This is a genomic window from uncultured Abiotrophia sp., assembly GCF_938010525.1.
In the GTDB taxonomy this organism is placed as follows: Bacteria; Bacillota; Bacilli; order Lactobacillales; family Aerococcaceae; genus Abiotrophia.
This window is the reverse complement of the sequence record NZ_CALLVK010000010.1, coordinates 1-19,134: the sequence shown is the minus strand read 5'-3', so window position 1 is coordinate 19,134 and position 19,134 is coordinate 1. Positions and strand designations below refer to the sequence as shown.

The following is a 19,134-nucleotide window of genomic DNA, read 5'->3' as shown; positions in this document are numbered from 1 at the left end:
AACTTTTGCACTACGTTTTACTACGTGGTATTATTAAGCCATAAATTATAAGAAGGAGGTACTAACATGGAAGTCAGAAAGATTGTTTCTTACCGAAAAGCCTTGGGTATGAATCAAGCAGAAATGGCGAAAAAGCTGGAACTTTCAACTGATGGATACTCGAAGAAGGAACGAGGTATCACGGAGTTTAGACCTAGTGAGATGCGAATTTTTCTAGATCTAGTCAGACAAAAAGACTCTACAGTTACACTAGAAGATATATTTTTTTAATCTAATTACTACGTTTTACTACGTGTTAATAGGTGAGGGAAGAGTTTGTTTGCGGAATTTTAAATGATAAATTCCCAAATTAACAGATTTGAATTCCGTAAAACTATGAAGGAGGTGACGCCATGACAACCTTAAGCTTACAGATATCTGAGGAGTTTAACCAGGAGCTAAGCGCATCATTGAGGACTATCTACCGCCAAGCCATCGACCAAGCGCGGCAAGATTCTGGAATGATGCGGGACTTCCTGACAATCAACGAAATCACGGAGAGCTTCCTAGCAGTTTCTAGGGGTACTCTCAAGAACTGGATAGCAAACGGGCTCCCTACATATCAAGTAGAAGGCAAGCTCTATATTAAGAAAGCAGAGTTATACGCATACATTGAAAAACACCGCCAGTAGACCTATCAAATAAAAAATAGTCCTCCCACAGACATAAAAAAAAGAGCTTAGGAACCCCACCGTTCCTAAACTCAAAAGGCTATGATAATACGATTGGTAGACCGTTGTTCATAGCAACCTACTGGCTTTATTCTACCACAAATTATACTAAACCGAAAGAGGTAAACTATTATGAACCCAATTAAAGAAATCGACGCTATCCAAAGCATTCTGAAGTTACAAAGCCAAGCACTCTGGGGTGCCGATACTATCAATCTTCCAAGAGAAAGAGTTATTAGCTTGCTAGATACCCTCCACGAAACGACTAACGCCCTAATTGATCGCCTAGACGGTTTAACGGACCAGTTACTTGACATTGAATCATGTGAATCTGTAAGTCGCGAGGAACTAGCCAATCTGTTTTGGGAGAGTGAGGAAGAAACTTATGCCCTTAATGATGAAAAATCAGTAAGTCTTAGATCTTGTTATAGTCGCCTCATAAAAGAACAAGGTTCAGATGAGCTAGACGACCTCACCGACGATCTACTAGGCCACACGAGCCAGGAACGATTTATTAACGGCTTCTATAAGGGCGTTAAATACGCGGCTACAGGCGAGCTAAAAATCTAAGGAGGCCTACCATGAAAACAAGCGAACGACTCAATCAAGTAATTGAAGCTCTGACCTTACAGCCTGGTAACTTCATGATTAAGGCATGTATCAACGAGCTACAAGGCATCCAAGTAGAACTAACCGACCAGGAGGTTCGCTTAGAGGCATTCAGCACCCGACTTGAGACGATGATGCGAAAGAAGAAGCTAGACCGGGAAGCCCTCGCCTCGATTAGTGGCGTTAGTTTATCCTCTATCGGGCGTTATCTATCAGGGACAACTATTCCCCAACCTAAGCAATTGGAACGCTTAGAGCAAGCCTTAGGCCCTCTGGGAGGTGAGTAGATGATCTATAAAAGTATCGGGATTAGAACAAACAAGTTAGAGCCCTCGGATGCTGAAAATGATTTCACCTTCATTGCTAACTACCAGGCGCCAATGCAAGTAGGGTCAAAGGAAGAGTTTAAGCAAAAAAACGCCGAATACGCAATAGCTGGAGAAATTGAGCCGGGGCCTGATGGCCGCATAGTTCGAAATAATAAAAGCCTCAAGAGCCGAACCTTGGCTTTCCTCGATTATGACGATTTAACAGTATCAAAAGAAGAGTTCAAGGGCCGTATAGGTTGGCTCCTAGGAGAGTATAGCCATATCGTTTACCCCACAATTAGTTATACAGATAATAAGCCACGCTATCGATTGGTAGTTGCACTGGAGCGTCCGGCAAATGAAGTTGAATATGCACAAGTCCTTAAAGAATTAGCTGACAAATTAGATTTCCCTTACGACCATTCAAGCGGAACATGGTCCCAACTCCAGGGACTTCCGGTTTCAACTGAAGACAACCAACACGAGGCCCGCATCATAGCCATGGGCAAGCCTTATCCAGTTAAGCCAGTAGAGCAGCCAATAGCCTTAAATTTTGTCCAGCCGGCTAAGGTAATGCCTGTATCCCAGGGTGTGGCTCCTGGCGTAACTAAAACCGCCGATTATGACGAGGAAGTCCGCCAGTACATTCAAAACGATAGCAAGAACCTAGATAGCGAAAGCAATTGGTCTGCCCTCCGGTATTCTCTCTTGAAGAGTCTCCAGGTAGGGGAGTTGACCCAGGACCAGGCCTATAACTATGCGGTATGGCTGGCCAAGGGAAACCATGCCTATGAAGCCAACAATGTAGCCCAGTTACAAGATGCTATCTATCGGAATGATGCGGTGAATGAGGGGACCATGACCTTTATTGAACGGGTCCGGATGGTAAACCTCAAAGCGTCGATTACTTCAATAGCCGCGCTTAAGAAGATCCTGGCCCAGGTGGGCAATACCTGGCGAGCGGAGAATTCCACTGTAAACAGTAAAGGGGAAGTAAAACTACCCGCACCGATGCACGCGGCTATTGTGGCCGATAAACTCAAGCAATACTGCCATTTCCGTTTAATTGGTACTGAAAAAGATACTGCCCCTCTGTATATTTATAACTTCGATACAGGCGTTTACGTAGCCAGTGATACCTTGATTCAGGAGCTTATCCAGTGTATTGAATGGCGACATAATACTGCCCAATGGAAAAACGTTATAGCCCAACTCAGAACAAAAGTGCCGCTAGTGCCTACTCTCCAAAATAGTGACCTAATTCCCGTTAATAACGGCATTTATCAGTTGAGTACTGATACCTTACTGCCATTTAGCCCAGAGTATGCTATTACCAGTAAGATAGCGACGAACTTCAAACCGGATGCGCAGTGCCCTAAATACTTTGACTTTGACGCCTGGCTAAAAACAATAGCATGCGACGATGAAGAAGTTATCACGCTCCTATGGCAAGTAATCAATGAGTCATTGAACCCGAACCACACGCGGGGCAAGATGGGGTTCTTAGTAGGCGGTGGGAACAACGGGAAGGGGACTTTCCAAAAGATGCTGATCCAATTAATCGGTCCTAGCAACGTCTCGACCCTCAAGCCACACAACTTCGATAGTAGCAAGCACCGTTTCGATATGGCCCGCCTCATGGGGAAGGTGTGCAATATCGGGGACGATATCAGTAGTGGCTACATTGATGATGCGTCAAACCTCATGAGTGTAGTAACAGGGGACTCTGTAGGCGTGGAAATCAAACAGGGGCCAGCCTATGACATAGCCTTTAAGCTTTTCTGTTTATTCAGTGCCAACGAGATGCCTAGAATGCGGAATAAGTCCCAGGGCCTTTATCGACGGATGCTGATTATCCCATTCAATGCTGACTTCAACGGCAAAGCAGAGGATAAGAAGATTAAGGATAAGTACATGGAAGACCCGAAAGTGCTTGAATATGTCCTCTCTAAGGCTATCAGATTGAAGTTTGATAGTTTCATCCACCCACAAGCTGCCCAAGACGCCTTGGCCGAATACCGGAAGGAAAACGACTATCTAGAGGCCTACCTAGAGAGTGTGTATATCGAGTCTGGTTACCACGAGCTGGCATTAGTTCCGATGAATTTTATCCGTTATTCCTATGGTGAGTTTCTCGAAGAGATGAGATCTAAGGAGAAGGTGCCTTATCACTTGGCAAGGGGAGTTGTGACCGGACTTAATAAGTTAACTGGCAATAAATACGAGCATCGTAAGGCTTACTTCAGTCATTCAGATACTCTACACTTACCCCCAGAGATGCGAGATCATCCTATTACAGGAATGAACTGGACTGTATCGAAAACCGACGGCCCAGAAACTCATCCTGATTCATCCTAATTCATCCAAATAATCAGGATGACTAGAAAAACTGATAAATCAACCTTTATACCCTTTCATCCTTTTCATCCAGATTATTTTATATTATTAGAGAAATATAGAATATATAGGTATATAGGAGATAAAAGTACAAGAATTAAGAAAAATAAACAAAGTGAAAACAATCTGGATGAACTGGAAGAACGCTACAAACATTATTGTATCAACGTTTTTGGTGCTCCCGATTAAAGCCCTTTGAATGTGGAGTATAAAACGATTCTGAACAGAAAGGAGGCGATCGGATGCCAAGACGGAACATCACGATTGAGGTAGATGAAGGAAAGTTATCCACTGTGTGGGTCGACGTCGAGAAACTCATAGAGGAATACCTGGTAAGCCGGGGCATGGTCTTCCATAAGCGGATAGAGAACGGCTTACATTACACAGTACAAAAGCCACCTTACGGGGCACTTGAACATACCAAACACGAATACAAAGGAGAATAATACGCAGAGTGTATATCTGTTATGCGTCCTTTTTATATACCCAGGGGGGGTTAGATGGATGAAGTTAAAAGTCTAATAGAGTATTACCTGGCACTTCCGCAGCGCATTGAGTCGCTAGAGCTTGCCTTAAGAGCCGTCTCTTCACACTACTATGCTGCCAAATCTTTCACTGGATGCGGCCTTCAAGGCGAATTTGCGGACGTACAGCGAGCCCTCTCGCCAGAGAAAGCCATTGTGGAGATACTAACCGATGAATCTATTATATCTACCCGGCTAGAGCGGGCTAGAACAAGGCTCCGGTTATTCACCGATGAATTTACCGTCTTAGAGGTAACTGCCCTCAAACACGAGTTATTGGCTGAATACGGGGCATCCCCTTTAATGATGCGAGTGTACGACTATATTCAAGAAATAGAATTCTATATGACCGGCCACGTCTTAGGGGTAATCCCTTCCGATGAGATGAGCAACGCGTCCATGGTAGATATTGAGGGAATGGAAAACGAATTGAAGGAGTTGTTTGCAATATGAAGCCAGTATTTTTAATTAAAGGTGAGTGCATGGTAAGCGTTACTAACTTATACCTATGCCGTATGTATCTAATTTCTAAGTTAAAGCATCAGGCCACACCGGACGAATTAGCAGAGCTCCAGGAATTCATGGCTGCCCTCAAGCAGATGCCTCAAGACCTTGGGCGCTTACTCTATCTGAAGTACTTCACTATGGGAGAATATAGACCGCGCTATCTAGGTCACCCTAGATCACACCACCGAAAGTTGCCACTGGGTATAAGACGTAACTGGTGCGTAAAGTGTGGCACTCACCCGGAAATGGCTGAGATCTTAGGAATTACCCGCCAAGAAGTATCGTTTCTTGAGAAGCGAGCAGTAAAAGCCTTGGCTGAAACCTTGCTAGAAATGAGGTTAGCAAATGCCCAAACCGAAGCTATGGAAGTATAAGCAGCACACCCTGGCGCAGCTATTAGCAATAAGGGGAAAACTCTATCAGGAATCAAAAGAATGGGCCGATAAAGTTACAGAAGTCCATAACGAACGAATGAATCGAGGTGAATATGAAGATGCAAAAGCGAATCAGGCTTTTATACAGCGACAGTAAAAAAGGCATCATGGAAGAATTAGCTGAATTCAAACGCGAGCCGTGCGTATGCAACCCCAAGGCGCCTAAGCTGATTGCACACCGTAACGGGCATTATACGGCCCTGGTGTGGTATCAATACAGAGAACAGGAGGTATATTGCCATGAGTCGACTCATTAGGAGGCTCGAGAAGTTGGAGAATGCCAGGGGCGGCGAGATCCGTGAAGTAGTTTTCTTTGACCACGAGCCCACAGAATCGGATCTAAAGAAACTAGGACCAAATACCATAATTTTTATTGATGATGTTAAGGAGGAAAAACAATGCAACAATTAGTAACAAAAACACAGAATCTTATTGAAAAATACCGTAATAATAATGCCAGAGGCGTATATGACAAAGAATACTTGCGGAAAGAGTTCCAAAAGGAGTGCGCAGAATTAAAGGTTGAGACCATTCAGGCAGTGAAAGATAAGATTATCAAGTTCTCTGACGAAATGCGTAAATTCCAAGAGAAAAGTAAAGAGATTGTACCTAGAAAACCGACCATTGAGGAGTTGCTAGACCGTCAAGAGCTGACGCTTAAGGTCGAGTTGATGCCAACAGCAACTTTGAAAGAATACGCAGCAGAAACACTTCGTGCTCCTCATAGCGAGTATACTGAACTGTTTTTAGAGAAGGTTCTAAGGGATAAAGGTCTTGGGGAATACATGGATGCTCTCTTAATGGAAAGAGATTTTAAAGCAGAATCTGATTCAGGATATAGAACACTCAAAGCAGAAAAAGAGGCCTTAGAACTAGAGTTAGGTTTTGGTGGCGAATTTGCCACTACTAGATCCAATGGCCAAATTGCTTTGATTAGCGGTGACGAAGTAGCGAAGCTAGCGGGCTTCTAGGTGATACTATGTCCAACCTAACAGCCCGTCAGGAGAAGTTTTTACTCGCTCTTCTATCGGAGCCAACGGTCAATCAAGCATGCCGTACCGCTGGCATATCTCCAAAGACCGGAAGAAACTATCTTCGTAACGAAGTATTTAGTGAGGCCTACAAGAAGATGCGACGGGAGATTATGAAGCAAACAACCGCACGCCTACAGTTTTTAGCACTAAAAGCAACCCAAGAACTAGAGCAAATTCTAGATAACCCCCAAGCTAGCCCATACGCCAAGATAAACGCTGCCCAGCTAGTACTTGATAAAGCGTATAAAGGGCTGGAATTAGAGGATCTAGAAGAACGTATCGAACGCTTGGAGCAGATTACAGATAATAACAAATAAAGGAGTTTTAAAAATATGAAACATGAAAAATTACAAACCATCATGGCTTAGACAAAAAAGAAGCTTGCCTTATAGCTCTCTTATGCGAATCAATAAGATTTGCTCTTTTTATTCACGGTAGAAAGGAGTATAATATACCCATAAGATATTTGGAATCAATATTGAAGAGGTTGGTAACATAATGAAAATTGAAGGCATCTACCAATCTCCGATTGGTTCTGTTGTGGTTCTATCAGAGGCCCCCGTTATGGCGACTCCCGGTGATTTTTTAAAAATTGGAGACTTTGTTTATAAAATTAGAAATTTCGGTTTTGGAGACAAGCAATCGGTACTGCTAGATAAAAAGATTGACGGTGCCTTATCGGGGCTCGAAGTAGAGTTTTTAACACCCAATAAATTAACTACAAGCGCCTTTTAGAAGAAATAAATCGAAATAAGGTGATTTAAGTGAAAGCATACTATGTGACTACAACTGAAAATCCTAAAGTACTCAAATTTGATGTTGATACTATGTATGTATTTGATGGTGGATGGAAAGCTAGTTTTTACTGGTTTGATAAGATTCTAGTAAGTGACTACGTTAACTTCGATGAAATAACGGAAGAAAAGGCCTACGAACTCATTGGTCGTATGGTGGCCAAATTCTAGCGACTTTCGAGGTGCTTTTTTCTTTATCTTAGAGTATAGCTAATGATAGAATCGAAGTATGGAGGGACTTGCTCCCATATTTTTAGCCTGGAGAATCTCCAATTAGCGCCAGCCGCCTGATTGTGCGACTGGCCTTTTTCTTTTTCAGGGCAAATAAAAAGAGCGCATCTTGTATGATGCGCCCAACCGTCCGTGGGAAATAAACTGGTTTAGATATCGGGTTAGATAACGAGGAGTGCCAATCAGTGACAATAGGTAACAAATCAACAACAACCCTGGTAATATTGGGCTTTTTGCTAGCCAATGATGCGATTCAGATTTACCTGATTGCTCCCCACCGTCTCCGTTATATCAGATAAAAAAGCCATCCCACGTAAGGATGGCTTTTGACATTTTAATCTCTAAAATAATGAGGCAGGCTAGCGAAGACGCGTTTGTCGGCCCAACCAATCCAAGCGCCTTGGCAGAGCAGGGCGGCGATGGTGCCCAGGTTAACGGCATAGAGATGGCCGGAGAGGGCAAACATAATAATCAGCATAGCAATTGGGATGCTAAAGGTTAGGAGTTGCGCATGTACTGGGTTGCCATTGCAGAACTTGAAGCGGATGGTGTTAGTCAATTCATCTAAAGGATGAATAATCCAATTGACCCGTTGATAGATGGAAATGGCAATAGCAATCAAGAAGATGCCAGCCACATTCAAGACCAGTCGTAGCCAAATAGGCAGACCAGGTAAGCCTATCCAGCCCATACCTTGAACGAAAAACTGGACCATGACACTGAAAGGGAAGATGAAGGCAAAGTTCCCTATAATCAGGGGAATATCTATTTTCTTATCAATGATAATGTTCAGGATAATGCCTAGCAAGGCGTTGAAGAGCAAGACGGTGCCCAGTTGAATAGGAAAGTAATTGGAAATATTGACTGAAGCAGCGGTCCACATGGAAGAGCCCATATTCATGGAAATGGTCAGAGCATTGCCAAATGTATTGAGTAAGATGGAGATAGACAGGTAATATATTTTTTCCTGGAGAGTGAGTGGGCGGGGTTGAGACATTCTTTAAAGTTCCTTTCTTGATTTCACAACCCTATTATTCTAGCATAATTCCCCTAATTTGCCTATCAGGAAATCCTCAAGCAGACGGGTTGAAGTTCAGGCGCAAAATACCTATAATAGTAACTAGAAATAACCCGTATCTTATAGGAAGAAAAACTTCCTCCCCCTCCTAAAAAGGGACTGACAAACGGATTTCTGGCTGAAGAAAGATAGAAAGAAGGAATACTATGGCACAAGTAGAAAGTTTTACCCTGGATCATAATGCCGTTAAGGCGCCTTATGTCCGCCTAGCTGGCACGGAGCGCCACGAATCTGGAGCCCTCTTGCAAAAATATGACATGCGTTTCTTGCAACCTAACCAAGATGCAATCCCTACAGGAGCCCTCCATACTCTGGAGCACTATTTGGCCATTAACTTACGCGATGAGTTGGAAGGGGTCGTGGATATCTCGCCAATGGGCTGCCGTACTGGCTATTACATGGTGATTTGGAATGAACACACGCCAGCAGAAGTGGCTCAAGCGCTAGCCAATGTTTTGAAGAAGGTTCAAGGCTTTACTGATATTCCGGCAGCCACCGCTAAGGAATGTGGGAACTACAAGGATCATTCGCTCTGGGGCGCCAAAGAATATGCCCGTTTGGTCTTAGAACAAGGCATTAGCACGGATCCTTTTGTCCGTGATCAGGTAATCCGTTAATTTATATCAAAAAGGACAGGCCCAGGCCTGTCCTTTTTGTCTACTCCAAGATAGGAATCAAAAAAATGTTGCCGACAGGAAAGATAGGGTAAGGTCTAGGTCCTAGTATGAGAGAGTAGGTCGTTAGTTTGCCATCCCTAGCCTGTTATAGGACACAAAAAGCGATGGTAGCGTTATTTTCATGAAAGCACTTCCTATCGGTTGGTCGTTTTCCGACCATTCGCAATAAGATGAAAATTACATGAGAAATATAAATGTATGCGGTTTAACATTTGCATTATAGGAATAAGAATGGTATCATTAAAGAGGTTAGAGAAGGAGCAATTCTTCTTAAGACAGGAGTCTGAGAAGCTTTGCATGGTCAATCTTTGACCAAAGGAGGCAGATGATGCGAGATATGTTTTCTTTGATTGAGAAAGTCGTCCCGCAAGTCGGCCAAGAATTAGTACAGCGATTGCGCATAATGAAGACCTTGGCCCAACATCCCGAGCGGATTGGTCGTAAGACCCTAGCAGAGGAAGTGGCCCTATCAGAGCGTAGCTTGCGGACCTTGATGGATAGCTTGCGATCTCAGGGCTTGGTTGATGTCAAGCAGTCGGGGATTCGGTTAACGCCTATTGGCTTAGATGTTTTAGAAGCCATGGAGCAGGCCTTAGATGATCACCATGAGTTCTTCGAATTGGCTCAGGGAGTCAAGGAGAAATTAGGGCTCCAAGAAGTCTGGATTGTCAAAGGAGATGCCGATATCGACCTTAAGGTTGGGAGCCGACTAGGACGCAAGGTAGCAGAGTTTCTGGCCTTGAACTTGGATCAAGGACGTCATGTCTTAGCCATGACTGGGGGAACTACCCTAGCTCAAGTAGCCCAAGAATTCACACCTCAATTGGGAGAGGGACGGGATTTAGTCTTTGTACCTGCCCGCGGTGGAGTTGGGGGCTCCTATGATATTCAAGCCAACAATATCGGAGGCTTGATGGCTAAACAGACAGATGGTCAATTTGTGCCACTCTTTATCCCTGAAAATATCGGGGAGCAAGTTTCGCAAGTACTACTCAATAACCCTTCAATACGTCACGCTGTTGAACTAAGCAAGACGGCTAATGTACTCTTATTATCGGTCGGTAATGCTAATGTTATGGCAGAACGGCATGATTTAACTGCGACGCAGAAACAATTATTGAAGGACCAAGATGCGGTTGGGGAAGCCTTTGGGGTGTTTTTCAATCAAAGTGGCCAGGAGGTCTTACGTTTACCGAGATTTGGCATTCAATTCCAGTCTTTGCGTGAGGTGCCTCTCTTGATTACCGTAGTAGGCGGCGCTAGCAAGGCCCGCGCTGTAGAGGCTTACTACAAACTTATCCAACATCATGGTGTTCTAATCTGTGATGAAGGAATTGCGAATATGGTTTTAAGTGGGGCTAATACCCCGTTAAAATAATTTTTTCCTTAAGGAGGAAGTCAAATATGACAGTAAAAGTAGGTATTAACGGTTTTGGACGCATCGGTCGTTTAGCATTCCGTCGTATCCAAGATGTAGAAGGTTTGGAAGTTGTAGCAATCAACGACTTAACTGATGCTAAACAATTAGCACACTTATTAAAATATGACTCAACTCAAGGTCGTTTCAACGGTGAAGTTGAAGTATTAGACGGTGCTTTCCGTGTGAACGGTAAAGAAGTTAAAGTTTTAGCTAACCGTAATCCTGAAGAATTACCTTGGGGTGAATTAGGTGTAGATATCGTGCTTGAATGTACTGGTTTCTTCACTTCAAAAGAAAAAGCTGAATTACACTTAAAAGCTGGTGCTAAACGTGTAGTTATCTCAGCTCCTGGTGGTAACGACGTACCAACAGTTGTTTACAACGTTAACCACAACATCTTAACTGGGGATGAAACAGTAATCTCTGGTGCTTCATGTACTACTAACTGCTTGGCTCCAATGGCTAAAGCTTTACAAGACAACTTCGGCGTTGTAGAAGGTTTAATGACTACTATCCACGCTTACACTGGTGACCAAAACACCTTGGACGCTCCACACCCTAAAGGTGACTTGCGTCGTGCTCGCGCAGCAGCTGCAAACATCGTACCTAACACAACTGGTGCTGCTAAAGCTATCGGCTTAGTAATCCCAGAATTGAACGGTAAATTAGACGGGGCTGCACAACGCGTTCCTGTACCAACTGGTTCTTTAACTGAATTAGTAACTGTTTTAGAAAAACCTGTAACTGCTGAAGAAGTTAACGCAGCAATGAAAGCAGCAGCTAACGAATCTTACGGTTACACTGAAGATCCACTCGTATCTTCTGACATCGTAGGGATCACTTACGGTTCATTATTTGACGCAACTCAAACCAAAGTAATGACTGTAGGCGACAAACAATTAGTTAAGACTGTATCTTGGTATGACAACGAAATGTCATACACTGCTCAATTAATTCGTACCTTAGCTTACTTCGCAAGCTTATAATCATAAGTTTCATATACGAATGTCGAGCTTAGTCGCATGACACTCTAGGCGGGGAAGTGACAAGCTTCCTCGCCTTTTGTTTTTATATCACCGCTTTGGTGTTGAGGTCAGTTGCATCAGCAGGTTGACCCATCGCCAGGAAGAGTCACTGCTGTCAATTGATAACAGCACCAAATCGCATGCCCAAGGAGGTTTTTATATGGCAAAAAAAATCGTAACAGATTTAGATGTAGCAGGTAAAAAGGTATTAGTTCGGGTGGACTTCAACGTTCCAATGAAAGACGGCGTCATCACTGACGACAACCGGATTGTTCAAGCTTTGCCAACTATCCAATACTTAATCGATAACAAAGCAAAACTCATCCTCTTCTCTCACTTAGGTAAAGTTAAAACTGAAGAAGACAAGGCTTCTAAGTCTTTAGCTCCAGTTGCAAAACGCTTAGGTGAATTATTAGGTAAGGAAGTAACTTTCGTGCCAGAAACCCGTGGGGCAGCTTTAGAAGCAGCTATCGATGGTTTAGCTGAAGGCGATGTCTTAGTATTCGAAAACACTCGTTTTGAAGACATCGACGGTAAAAAAGAATCTAAAAATGACCCTGAATTGGGTAAATACTGGGCAAGCTTGGGTGACCTCTTTGTCAACGATGCTTTCGGGACTGCACACCGTTCTCACGCATCTAACGTTGGGGTGGCTAGCCACTTGGAAACTGCCGCTGGTTTCTTGATGGACAAGGAAATCAAGTTCATCGGTGGTGCAGTTGACAATCCAAAACGTCCATTCGTTGCTATCTTAGGTGGGGCTAAGGTCTCCGATAAGATCGGGGTTATTGAAAACCTCCTCGATAAGGCTGACAAAGTCTTAATCGGTGGTGGGATGGCTTACACCTTCTTCAAAGCAAAAGGCTACGAAGTAGGGCTTTCGCTCTTAGAAGCTGATCGCGTAGAATTAGCTAAAGAAATCATGGCCAAGGCTGGCGACAAATTAGTATTGCCAATTGACAACAAGGTGGCGCCAGAATTTAGCAATGATGCACCAATTACAGTGGTGCCTTCAGATGCTATTCCAGCAGATCAAGAAGGTTTAGACATCGGTCCAGCGACTGTTAAACTCTTCTCTGACTACTTACAAGATGCTAAAACCGTTGTATGGAACGGGCCAATGGGTGTCTTCGAGTTCTCTAACTTTGCTGGCGGGACCATTGGGGTCTGCGAAGCAATTGCCCACCTTGAAGGGGCAACAACTATTATCGGTGGTGGGGACTCTGCGGCAGCAGCTGCTCAATTAGGTTATGCTGATAAATTCACTCACATCTCAACTGGTGGGGGCGCGTCCTTAGAATACCTCGAAGGTAAGGAATTACCAGGGGTTGCTTCTATCTCAGATAAATAAGAATTCAATCAATCTGTGAAGGCTGGGGCTAGTCTCTAAGCCCCGGGGCCTTCCATAATCCTTAGGAGGATACTAATGAGAAAACCAATTATTGCAGGTAACTGGAAAATGAACAAAACCAACGAAGAAGCGAAAGCCTTCGTTGAGGCGGTTAAAGGTAAATTACCTTCCGCAGATCTTGTTGAAGCAGTTGTAGGCGTTCCAGCCTTAGTGGCTTCAGACGTTAAAGCAAGTTTAGCTGGCTCAAACTTAGGTTTGGCAGTACAAAACTGCTACTTCGAAGATGCAGGTGCCTTTACAGGTGAAACTAGCCCAGCATCACTCAAAGCATTAGGTGTTGACTATGTTATCATTGGTCACTCAGAACGTCGTGAATACTTCCATGAGACAGACCAAGACGTTAACAAGAAGGGCTTAGCAATCTTCCGCAACGGCATGGTGCCAATTATCTGCTGTGGTGAAACCTTAGAACAATACGAAGCAGGTCAAGCAGAAGAAGTTGTTGAAAAACAAGTAACAGCTGCTTTGGCAGGCTTCTCAGAAGATCAAGTTAAAGCTTCTGTTATCGCTTATGAACCAATTTGGGCGATTGGGACTGGTAAATCTGCAACCCAAGAAGACGCACAAAAAATGTGTGCAGCGGTTCGTTCAGTCGTAGCTAAGAACTTTGGTCAAGCAGCAGCAGACGCTGTGCGCGTGCAATACGGTGGCTCTGTTAAACCTGAGAACGTGGCAGAATACATGTCATGTCCAGATGTTGACGGTGCCTTAGTCGGCGGTGCTTCCTTAGTACCAGAATCATTCTTAGCGTTATTAGAAGGTGTGAAATAATGTCAAAAGCTCCTGTAGCCTTAATCATCTTGGACGGCTTCGCTATTCGCGACGAAGTGTTCGGGAATGCCGTTAAAGCAGCCAAGAAACCAAACTTTGACCGTTACTGGGAAACTTACCCTCATAACCAACTCAAAGCCAGCGGCGAAGACGTGGGCTTGCCAGATGGCCAAATGGGTAACTCCGAAGTAGGTCACTTGAACATTGGGGCAGGGCGTATTGTCTATCAATCCCTAACCCGTATTAACATTTCCATTCGTGAAGGCCAATTCTACGAAATTCCTGAATTGGTTGAAGCGGTGAAAGCAGCCAAAGAATCAGGTAAAGCTCTTCACTTGATGGGCTTAATCTCTGACGGTGGGGTTCACTCTCACTACGAGCACCTCTTTGCGCTCTTGCGTTTAGCTAAGCAATATGGCCTTGAAAAAGTCTATGTGCATGGCTTCTTAGATGGTCGTGACGTGGCGCCATCTTCAGGTTTAGACTTCGTTAAGAAGACTGAAGAAGTCTTTGGTGAAGTCGGCGTAGGTCGCTTCGCAACCATTTCTGGTCGTTACTATGCCATGGACCGTGACAAGCGTTGGGAACGGGTGCAACTGGCTTATGATGCCATGGTTCACGGTAAAGGCGCTCAATTTGACTCTGCTGTGGCAGGGATTGAAGCTTCTTATAAAGAAGAAGTTTATGATGAATTTGTCGTGCCATTTGTGGTCACTGAAGGTGGTCAACCAGTAGCTGAGATTGAATCTGGCGACTCTGTTGTCTTCTTCAACTTCCGTCCAGACCGGGCTATCCAATTAGGGACTGCCTTGTCTAACCCAGCTTTCGACGGTTTTGACCGCGGCGACTATCCAAAAGACCTCAAATTCGTGACCTTCACTGTGTACAGCGATGATGTCTTAGCAGAGATTGCCTTCAAGAAGGTTGACCTCAAAAACACCATCGGTGAAGTCCTTGCTAATAGTGGCAAACAACAATTACGGATTGCAGAGACTGAGAAATATCCTCACGTAACCTTCTTCATGAGTGGTGGCCGTCACGAGGAATTCCCAGGCGAAGATCGGATCTTAATCCCATCTCCTAAGGTAGCAACCTATGACCTCAAGCCAGAAATGTCTGCTTATGAAGTCAAGGATGCCTTAGTAGCTGCCATCAATGAAGATAAGTTGGATGCCATCATCCTTAACTTCGCTAACCCTGACATGGTAGGTCACTCTGGTATGTTAGAACCAACTGTCAAAGCAATTGAAGCAGTTGACGAGTGCTTGGGTGAAGTCGTTGACTTAATCTTAGCCAAAGGCGGTTCTGCCATCATTACAGCTGATCACGGGAACTCAGACGAAGTGGTGACTTTAGACGGTCAACCAATGACTGCCCACACAACGAACCCAGTGCCAGTCATTGTAACCAAGCCAGGAGTAGAGCTTCGTTCAGGCGGTCGTTTGGCTGACTTGGCCCCAACCATGTTGGATTTATTAGGGGTTGCGCAACCGGTAGAAATGACCGGGGAATCCCTCATTAAGAAATAGGTTAAAAAGCAAGAAAATCTTTGCATTTTGCCACGAAAATCACTAAAATAGATAGTGGCAATACTCTTAAGTAATTAAGAGGCTAATCAACTTTAAAGGAGAGAACAATATGCCATACATTACAGACGTTTATGCTCGTGAAGTCCTCGACTCTCGCGGTAACCCAACCATCGAAGTAGATGTTTACACTGAAAGTGGTGCCTTCGGTCGTGGGATGGTTCCATCAGGTGCGTCAACTGGTGAATATGAAGCAGTTGAATTGCGTGATGGCGACAAATCACGTTACTTAGGTAAAGGGGTTTCTAAAGCAGTTGACAACGTGAACAACGTCATCGCTGACGCTTTGTTAGGCTACGATGTTTTAGAACAAAACGCCATCGACAAATTGATGATTGAATTAGACGGGACTCCTAACAAAGGGAAACTCGGTGCTAATGCAATCTTAGGTGTATCGATTGCTGTTGCTCGCGCTGCTGCTGACTACTTAAACGTTCCACTTTACAAATACTTAGGTGGCTTCAATACGAAAGTATTACCAACACCAATGATGAACATTGTCAATGGTGGTTCTCACTCTGACGCTCCAATCGCTTTCCAAGAATTCATGATCTTGCCAGTAGGCGCACCAAGCTTCAAAGAAGCACTTCGTTGGGGGGCAGAAATCTTCCACGAATTGAAATCTATCTTACACAAACGTGGTTTAGTAACCGCTGTTGGTGACGAAGGTGGTTTCGCTCCTAACTTTGAAGGGACTGAAGATGGCGTAGAAACTATCTTAGAAGCTATCAAGAACGTTGGTTTGGAACCAGGTAAAGATGTATTCTTAGGTTTCGACTGTGCAGCTTCTGAATTCTACGAAGATGGCGTATACGACTACACCAAGTTCGAAGGCGACAAAGGTGCAAAACGTACTTCTGCTGAACAAGTAGACTACTTGGAAGAATTGGTTAACAAATACCCAATCATCACCATTGAAGACGGTATGGACGAAAACGACTGGGATGGTTGGAAATTATTGACTGACCGTTTAGGTTCTAAAGTTCAATTAGTAGGTGACGACTTGTTCGTAACTAACACTGCTAAATTGTCTGAAGGGATTGAAAAAGGGATTGGTAACTCAATCTTAATCAAGGTTAACCAAATCGGTACCTTGACTGAAACCTTCGATGCAATCGAAATGGCTCAAAAAGCTGGTTACACTGCAGTAGTATCTCACCGTTCAGGTGAAACTGAAGACTCAACCATCTCTGATATCGCCGTAGCAACTAACGCTGGCCAAATCAAGACTGGTTCATTGTCACGTACTGACCGTATTGCTAAGTACAACCAATTACTCCGTATCGAAGACGAATTAGGCGAAGTAGCTCGCTACGACGGCTTGAAGTCTTTCTACAACTTAGGTAAATAGTCCTTAAGTAAGTTTGAGGCTAGGACATGTGTCCTAGCCTCTTTTATATTGTCTAGACTATGCAAAATGTTGATTTGTTTGTTAGCTTAAGATATTTTCTTATGTGAAATTGAAGAGGGAAGTAGTCGCTAATAAGAGAAATTAAAAACTTAAGATAAGTTAGAACTTGTAGGGAATAGAACTTAGTTAGAAGTAGAAAAAAGAAGTCGCTTCACTATTCAAAGTGCCTTGTTTTTGTGTAAAATAGAAGTGACGAGAAGTGATGAGGTCAGAGGAGCGCGAATAAGTGTGAGCGGAATAGGAGTACTTTATTTTCTGATTATTGTAGTTGCCAATGCGGTAGGTAGCGTGTCGGGTATGGGCGGTGGTGTCATTATCAAGCCGGTTTTGGACTTTGTAGGTCATGATTCGGTAGTGGCCATCTCTTTTTATTCGACGGTGGCAGTCTTTACCATGTCTTTGGTATCGACCATACGTCAAGTTCAAGCGGGACGTAAAATCCAGTGGCAGCAAGTAGCCTATCTGGCCTTAGGATCAGTTTTGGGCGGCTATCTGGGAAATCAAACTTTTGAGTTTTTGCTTAAAAGAGTAGCGCAGGCCAGTCAGGTTACCCTGATTCAAATCGCAGTGACAGTGACGCTGTTAGTTTTTGCCATGATTTACACGCACTACGAAAATTTACATTGGTCCAAGCAAGGGGCACTCTGGTATAGTGCTGTAGGTTTAAGTTTGGGATTTTTTGCCAGTCTATTAGGAATCGGCGGAGGACCTATTAATGTTTCCTTGCTTATGCTCGTTTTCGCGATGCCGATCAAGGAAGCCACGATTTATTCTATTGCTACTATTTTTTGTTCCCAGTTAACCAAGTTGGTGACCATTGCCTGGGGGGCAGGTTTTACACGTTATGACCTGTCGATTTTGGTATATATCGTACCAGCGGCTATCGTGGGTGGCTTACTGGGGGCTCGGATGTCACGACTTCTATCCGACCAAGCAGTTCGGCGGGTCTTTCAATGGGTGGTCGTGCTAGTCATTGGGATTAATCTCTATAATGCCTTTCAATTATGGCATTAGGAGTTGTTAGCTTGCCTAATATGTGGTATTATAAGGGGTAGAGATTTTCGAAAAAGGAGGAAGTACCTTGTCAGAAGTATTGACTGTTGCCTTAGTCATCGTATCAATTATTCTAATTATGTTGGTCATCATGCAACCATCTAAAAGTAATGCAGCAAGCTCATTGTCAGGTGGTAGTGCCGAGAACCAAATGAGTAAGACCAAGGCCCGTGGTTTTGAGGCTTTTCTCATTCGCTCAACCGTGGTGTTTGGCGTCTTGTTCTTTGTGTTAGCCTTAGCACTTGCTTATTTCTCTTCTAAATAAGTTGCTTAAGTTTTAGATCTCTGACCTTAGACTCAGAGGTCTTTTTTCTTGAAAAGGAGGAATGATTATGCCCCTCTCTAAGGGTGCCTATTATGTAGAAGCTCCGGGAGCTAGGCTTGGTATCATTCTCTGCCACGCCTACACAGGTAGCACGGCTGACGTAAGACCTCAGGCTGGGCTGCTGAATCGTCAAGGCTATGGAGTACTCTGTCCCTTATTTACAGGCCATGGGACGACTGATATTCAGGATATCTTGAATGCGGGTCCTGAAATCTGGTGGCAAGACTTACAAGAGGCTCTAGCCTTTATGAAAGAACGCTACGAAAAAGTCCTGGTCTTCGGCCTATCGATGGGCGGAGTTATGGCCATGCGCGCCCTATGTGAGGCGGATAGTCAACTTCTTGGTGGGGGCGTCTTTAATTCGCCAGTAATTAGTCGGGATGGCCTGCATTTAGAAAATCGCTTCATGGCCTTTGCCCGCTATTTGGCAGAAAAGCGAGGCGATTTACCTGACTATTTGCAGACGGAAGAAGCAGTGCGGACTGCCCACCGGCAACAGGTGGCGGATATTCAGGCTTTCGCTCGTGGTTTTGAAGGCAAACTCGCTTCGATTGAGCTGCCTGTTTACATTGTTCAATCAGCCCAAGATGAATTAGTGGATCCAGAAGCGGTCTATGATTTGCTAGAGGCTCTGGAATCTGCCAAAATCAGCTTCCACTGGTGTGAAGAGAACACCCATGTTATTACCACTAACCGCAATCGGTCAGACTTCGAAGCTAGCCTATTGCAATTTATCCAAGCATTTGATAACTAAAGAAATTTAATTTAAAACAAAGGAGGTGCATGAGACGCTATGAGTGCACTCACAAGCATTGAAAAAAGAATTTTG

25 protein-coding genes are annotated in these 19,134 nt (G+C 44.0%); 24 read left to right on the top strand and 1 reads right to left on the bottom strand.

What is annotated here, in order from left to right; genetic code table 11:
* Positions 1-66 precede the first annotated feature (66 nt).
* From Q0339_RS01660 to Q0339_RS01595, 14 genes are all read left to right on the top strand, one after another.
* On the top strand, positions 67-270 hold the full coding sequence (locus tag Q0339_RS01660) for a helix-turn-helix domain-containing protein (RefSeq protein ID WP_298077041.1): 204 nt from the start codon (positions 67-69) through the stop codon (positions 268-270).
* Positions 271-392: 122 nt separating this feature from the next.
* Positions 393-671 (top strand): helix-turn-helix domain-containing protein, encoded by a 279-nt coding sequence (locus Q0339_RS01655; protein ID WP_298077040.1) that lies wholly within the window; start codon positions 393-395, stop codon positions 669-671.
* Between the two features lie 171 nt (positions 672-842).
* Positions 843-1,280: a hypothetical protein gene (locus Q0339_RS01650; protein WP_298077039.1), complete on the top strand. Its 438-nt coding sequence runs from the start codon at positions 843-845 to the stop codon at positions 1,278-1,280.
* 11 nt (positions 1,281-1,291) lie between these two features.
* Entirely contained in the window at positions 1,292-1,606 is a 315-nt protein-coding gene (locus tag Q0339_RS01645; RefSeq protein ID WP_298077038.1) for a helix-turn-helix transcriptional regulator, read from the top strand.
* Positions 1,607-3,985, top strand: coding sequence for a DNA primase family protein (locus tag Q0339_RS01640; RefSeq protein WP_298077037.1), 2,379 nt, complete (start codon positions 1,607-1,609; stop codon positions 3,983-3,985). It abuts the gene before it with no gap.
* A 281-nt stretch (positions 3,986-4,266) separates the two neighbouring features.
* On the top strand, positions 4,267-4,470 hold the full coding sequence (locus Q0339_RS01635; protein WP_298077036.1) for a hypothetical protein: 204 nt from the start codon (positions 4,267-4,269) through the stop codon (positions 4,468-4,470).
* Between the two features lie 54 nt (positions 4,471-4,524).
* Positions 4,525-5,001 (top strand): hypothetical protein, encoded by a 477-nt coding sequence (locus tag Q0339_RS01630; protein WP_298077035.1) that lies wholly within the window; start codon positions 4,525-4,527, stop codon positions 4,999-5,001.
* Positions 4,998-5,429, top strand: a complete 432-nt coding sequence (locus Q0339_RS01625) for a hypothetical protein (protein WP_298077034.1) — start codon at positions 4,998-5,000, stop codon at positions 5,427-5,429. The genes Q0339_RS01630 and Q0339_RS01625 overlap by 4 nt, the downstream gene beginning before the upstream one ends.
* Positions 5,401-5,586, top strand: coding sequence for a hypothetical protein (locus tag Q0339_RS01620; protein WP_298077033.1), 186 nt, complete (start codon positions 5,401-5,403; stop codon positions 5,584-5,586). Before Q0339_RS01625 ends, Q0339_RS01620 begins: the two co-directional genes overlap by 29 nt.
* 143 nt (positions 5,587-5,729) lie before the next feature.
* Complete coding sequence (locus Q0339_RS01615; protein ID WP_298077032.1) at positions 5,730-5,900, top strand: hypothetical protein; 171 nt, start codon at positions 5,730-5,732, stop codon at positions 5,898-5,900.
* Positions 5,888-6,460 carry a hypothetical protein gene (locus Q0339_RS01610; protein WP_298077031.1) on the top strand — a complete coding sequence of 191 codons (573 nt, stop codon included), beginning with the start codon at positions 5,888-5,890 and terminating at the stop codon, positions 6,458-6,460. Before Q0339_RS01615 ends, Q0339_RS01610 begins: the two co-directional genes overlap by 13 nt.
* An 8-nt stretch (positions 6,461-6,468) precedes the next feature.
* Entirely contained in the window at positions 6,469-6,840 is a 372-nt protein-coding gene (locus Q0339_RS01605) for a replication protein (RefSeq protein ID WP_298077030.1), read from the top strand.
* 181 nt (positions 6,841-7,021) lie between these two features.
* Positions 7,022-7,258, top strand: a complete 237-nt coding sequence (locus tag Q0339_RS01600; protein WP_298077029.1) for a hypothetical protein — start codon at positions 7,022-7,024, stop codon at positions 7,256-7,258.
* 92 nt (positions 7,259-7,350) lie between these two features.
* Entirely contained in the window at positions 7,351-7,488 is a 138-nt protein-coding gene (locus Q0339_RS01595; protein ID WP_298077028.1) for a hypothetical protein, read from the top strand.
* A 394-nt stretch (positions 7,489-7,882) separates the two neighbouring features.
* Here Q0339_RS01595 and Q0339_RS01590 read toward each other — a convergent pair whose 3' ends face one another.
* Positions 7,883-8,545 carry a hypothetical protein gene (locus Q0339_RS01590; RefSeq protein ID WP_298077027.1) on the bottom strand — a complete coding sequence of 221 codons (663 nt, stop codon included), beginning with the start codon at positions 8,543-8,545 and terminating at the stop codon, positions 7,883-7,885.
* Between the two features lie 227 nt (positions 8,546-8,772).
* On the opposite strand from Q0339_RS01590, the gene Q0339_RS01585 reads away from it, so the two are divergent.
* The 10 genes from Q0339_RS01585 to Q0339_RS01540 all read left to right on the top strand — a co-directional run bounded on the left by Q0339_RS01585 (position 8,773) and on the right by Q0339_RS01540 (position 19,059).
* Positions 8,773-9,243 carry an S-ribosylhomocysteine lyase gene (locus Q0339_RS01585; RefSeq protein WP_291428612.1) on the top strand — a complete coding sequence of 157 codons (471 nt, stop codon included), beginning with the start codon at positions 8,773-8,775 and terminating at the stop codon, positions 9,241-9,243.
* A 388-nt stretch (positions 9,244-9,631) separates the two neighbouring features.
* On the top strand, positions 9,632-10,681 hold the full coding sequence (locus Q0339_RS01580; RefSeq protein ID WP_298077026.1) for a sugar-binding domain-containing protein: 1,050 nt from the start codon (positions 9,632-9,634) through the stop codon (positions 10,679-10,681).
* A gap of 26 nt (positions 10,682-10,707) precedes the next feature.
* Positions 10,708-11,709 (top strand): type I glyceraldehyde-3-phosphate dehydrogenase, encoded by a 1,002-nt coding sequence (gap, locus tag Q0339_RS01575; RefSeq protein ID WP_298077025.1) that lies wholly within the window; start codon positions 10,708-10,710, stop codon positions 11,707-11,709.
* A 199-nt stretch (positions 11,710-11,908) separates the two neighbouring features.
* The gene (locus tag Q0339_RS01570) at positions 11,909-13,099 is read left to right on the top strand and encodes a phosphoglycerate kinase (RefSeq protein ID WP_070755291.1); all 1,191 of its coding nucleotides are present in this window, start codon (positions 11,909-11,911) and stop codon (positions 13,097-13,099) included.
* Positions 13,100-13,174: 75 nt separating this feature from the next.
* Entirely contained in the window at positions 13,175-13,930 is a 756-nt protein-coding gene (gene tpiA / locus Q0339_RS01565; RefSeq protein ID WP_268444953.1) for a triose-phosphate isomerase, read from the top strand.
* Positions 13,930-15,459, top strand: coding sequence for a 2,3-bisphosphoglycerate-independent phosphoglycerate mutase (gene gpmI / locus Q0339_RS01560; RefSeq protein WP_298077024.1), 1,530 nt, complete (start codon positions 13,930-13,932; stop codon positions 15,457-15,459). Before tpiA ends, gpmI begins: the two co-directional genes overlap by 1 nt.
* 109 nt (positions 15,460-15,568) lie before the next feature.
* On the top strand, positions 15,569-16,867 hold the full coding sequence (gene eno, locus Q0339_RS01555) for a phosphopyruvate hydratase (protein ID WP_298077023.1): 1,299 nt from the start codon (positions 15,569-15,571) through the stop codon (positions 16,865-16,867).
* A 288-nt stretch (positions 16,868-17,155) separates the two neighbouring features.
* Positions 17,156-17,941 carry a sulfite exporter TauE/SafE family protein gene (locus Q0339_RS01550; protein WP_298077022.1) on the top strand — a complete coding sequence of 262 codons (786 nt, stop codon included), beginning with the start codon at positions 17,156-17,158 and terminating at the stop codon, positions 17,939-17,941.
* Positions 17,942-18,008: 67 nt separating this feature from the next.
* The gene (gene secG, locus Q0339_RS01545; protein ID WP_083316232.1) at positions 18,009-18,245 is read left to right on the top strand and encodes a preprotein translocase subunit SecG; all 237 of its coding nucleotides are present in this window, start codon (positions 18,009-18,011) and stop codon (positions 18,243-18,245) included.
* 67 nt (positions 18,246-18,312) lie between these two features.
* On the top strand, positions 18,313-19,059 hold the full coding sequence (locus tag Q0339_RS01540; protein ID WP_298077021.1) for an alpha/beta fold hydrolase: 747 nt from the start codon (positions 18,313-18,315) through the stop codon (positions 19,057-19,059).
* Positions 19,060-19,134: the final 75 nt, after the last annotated feature.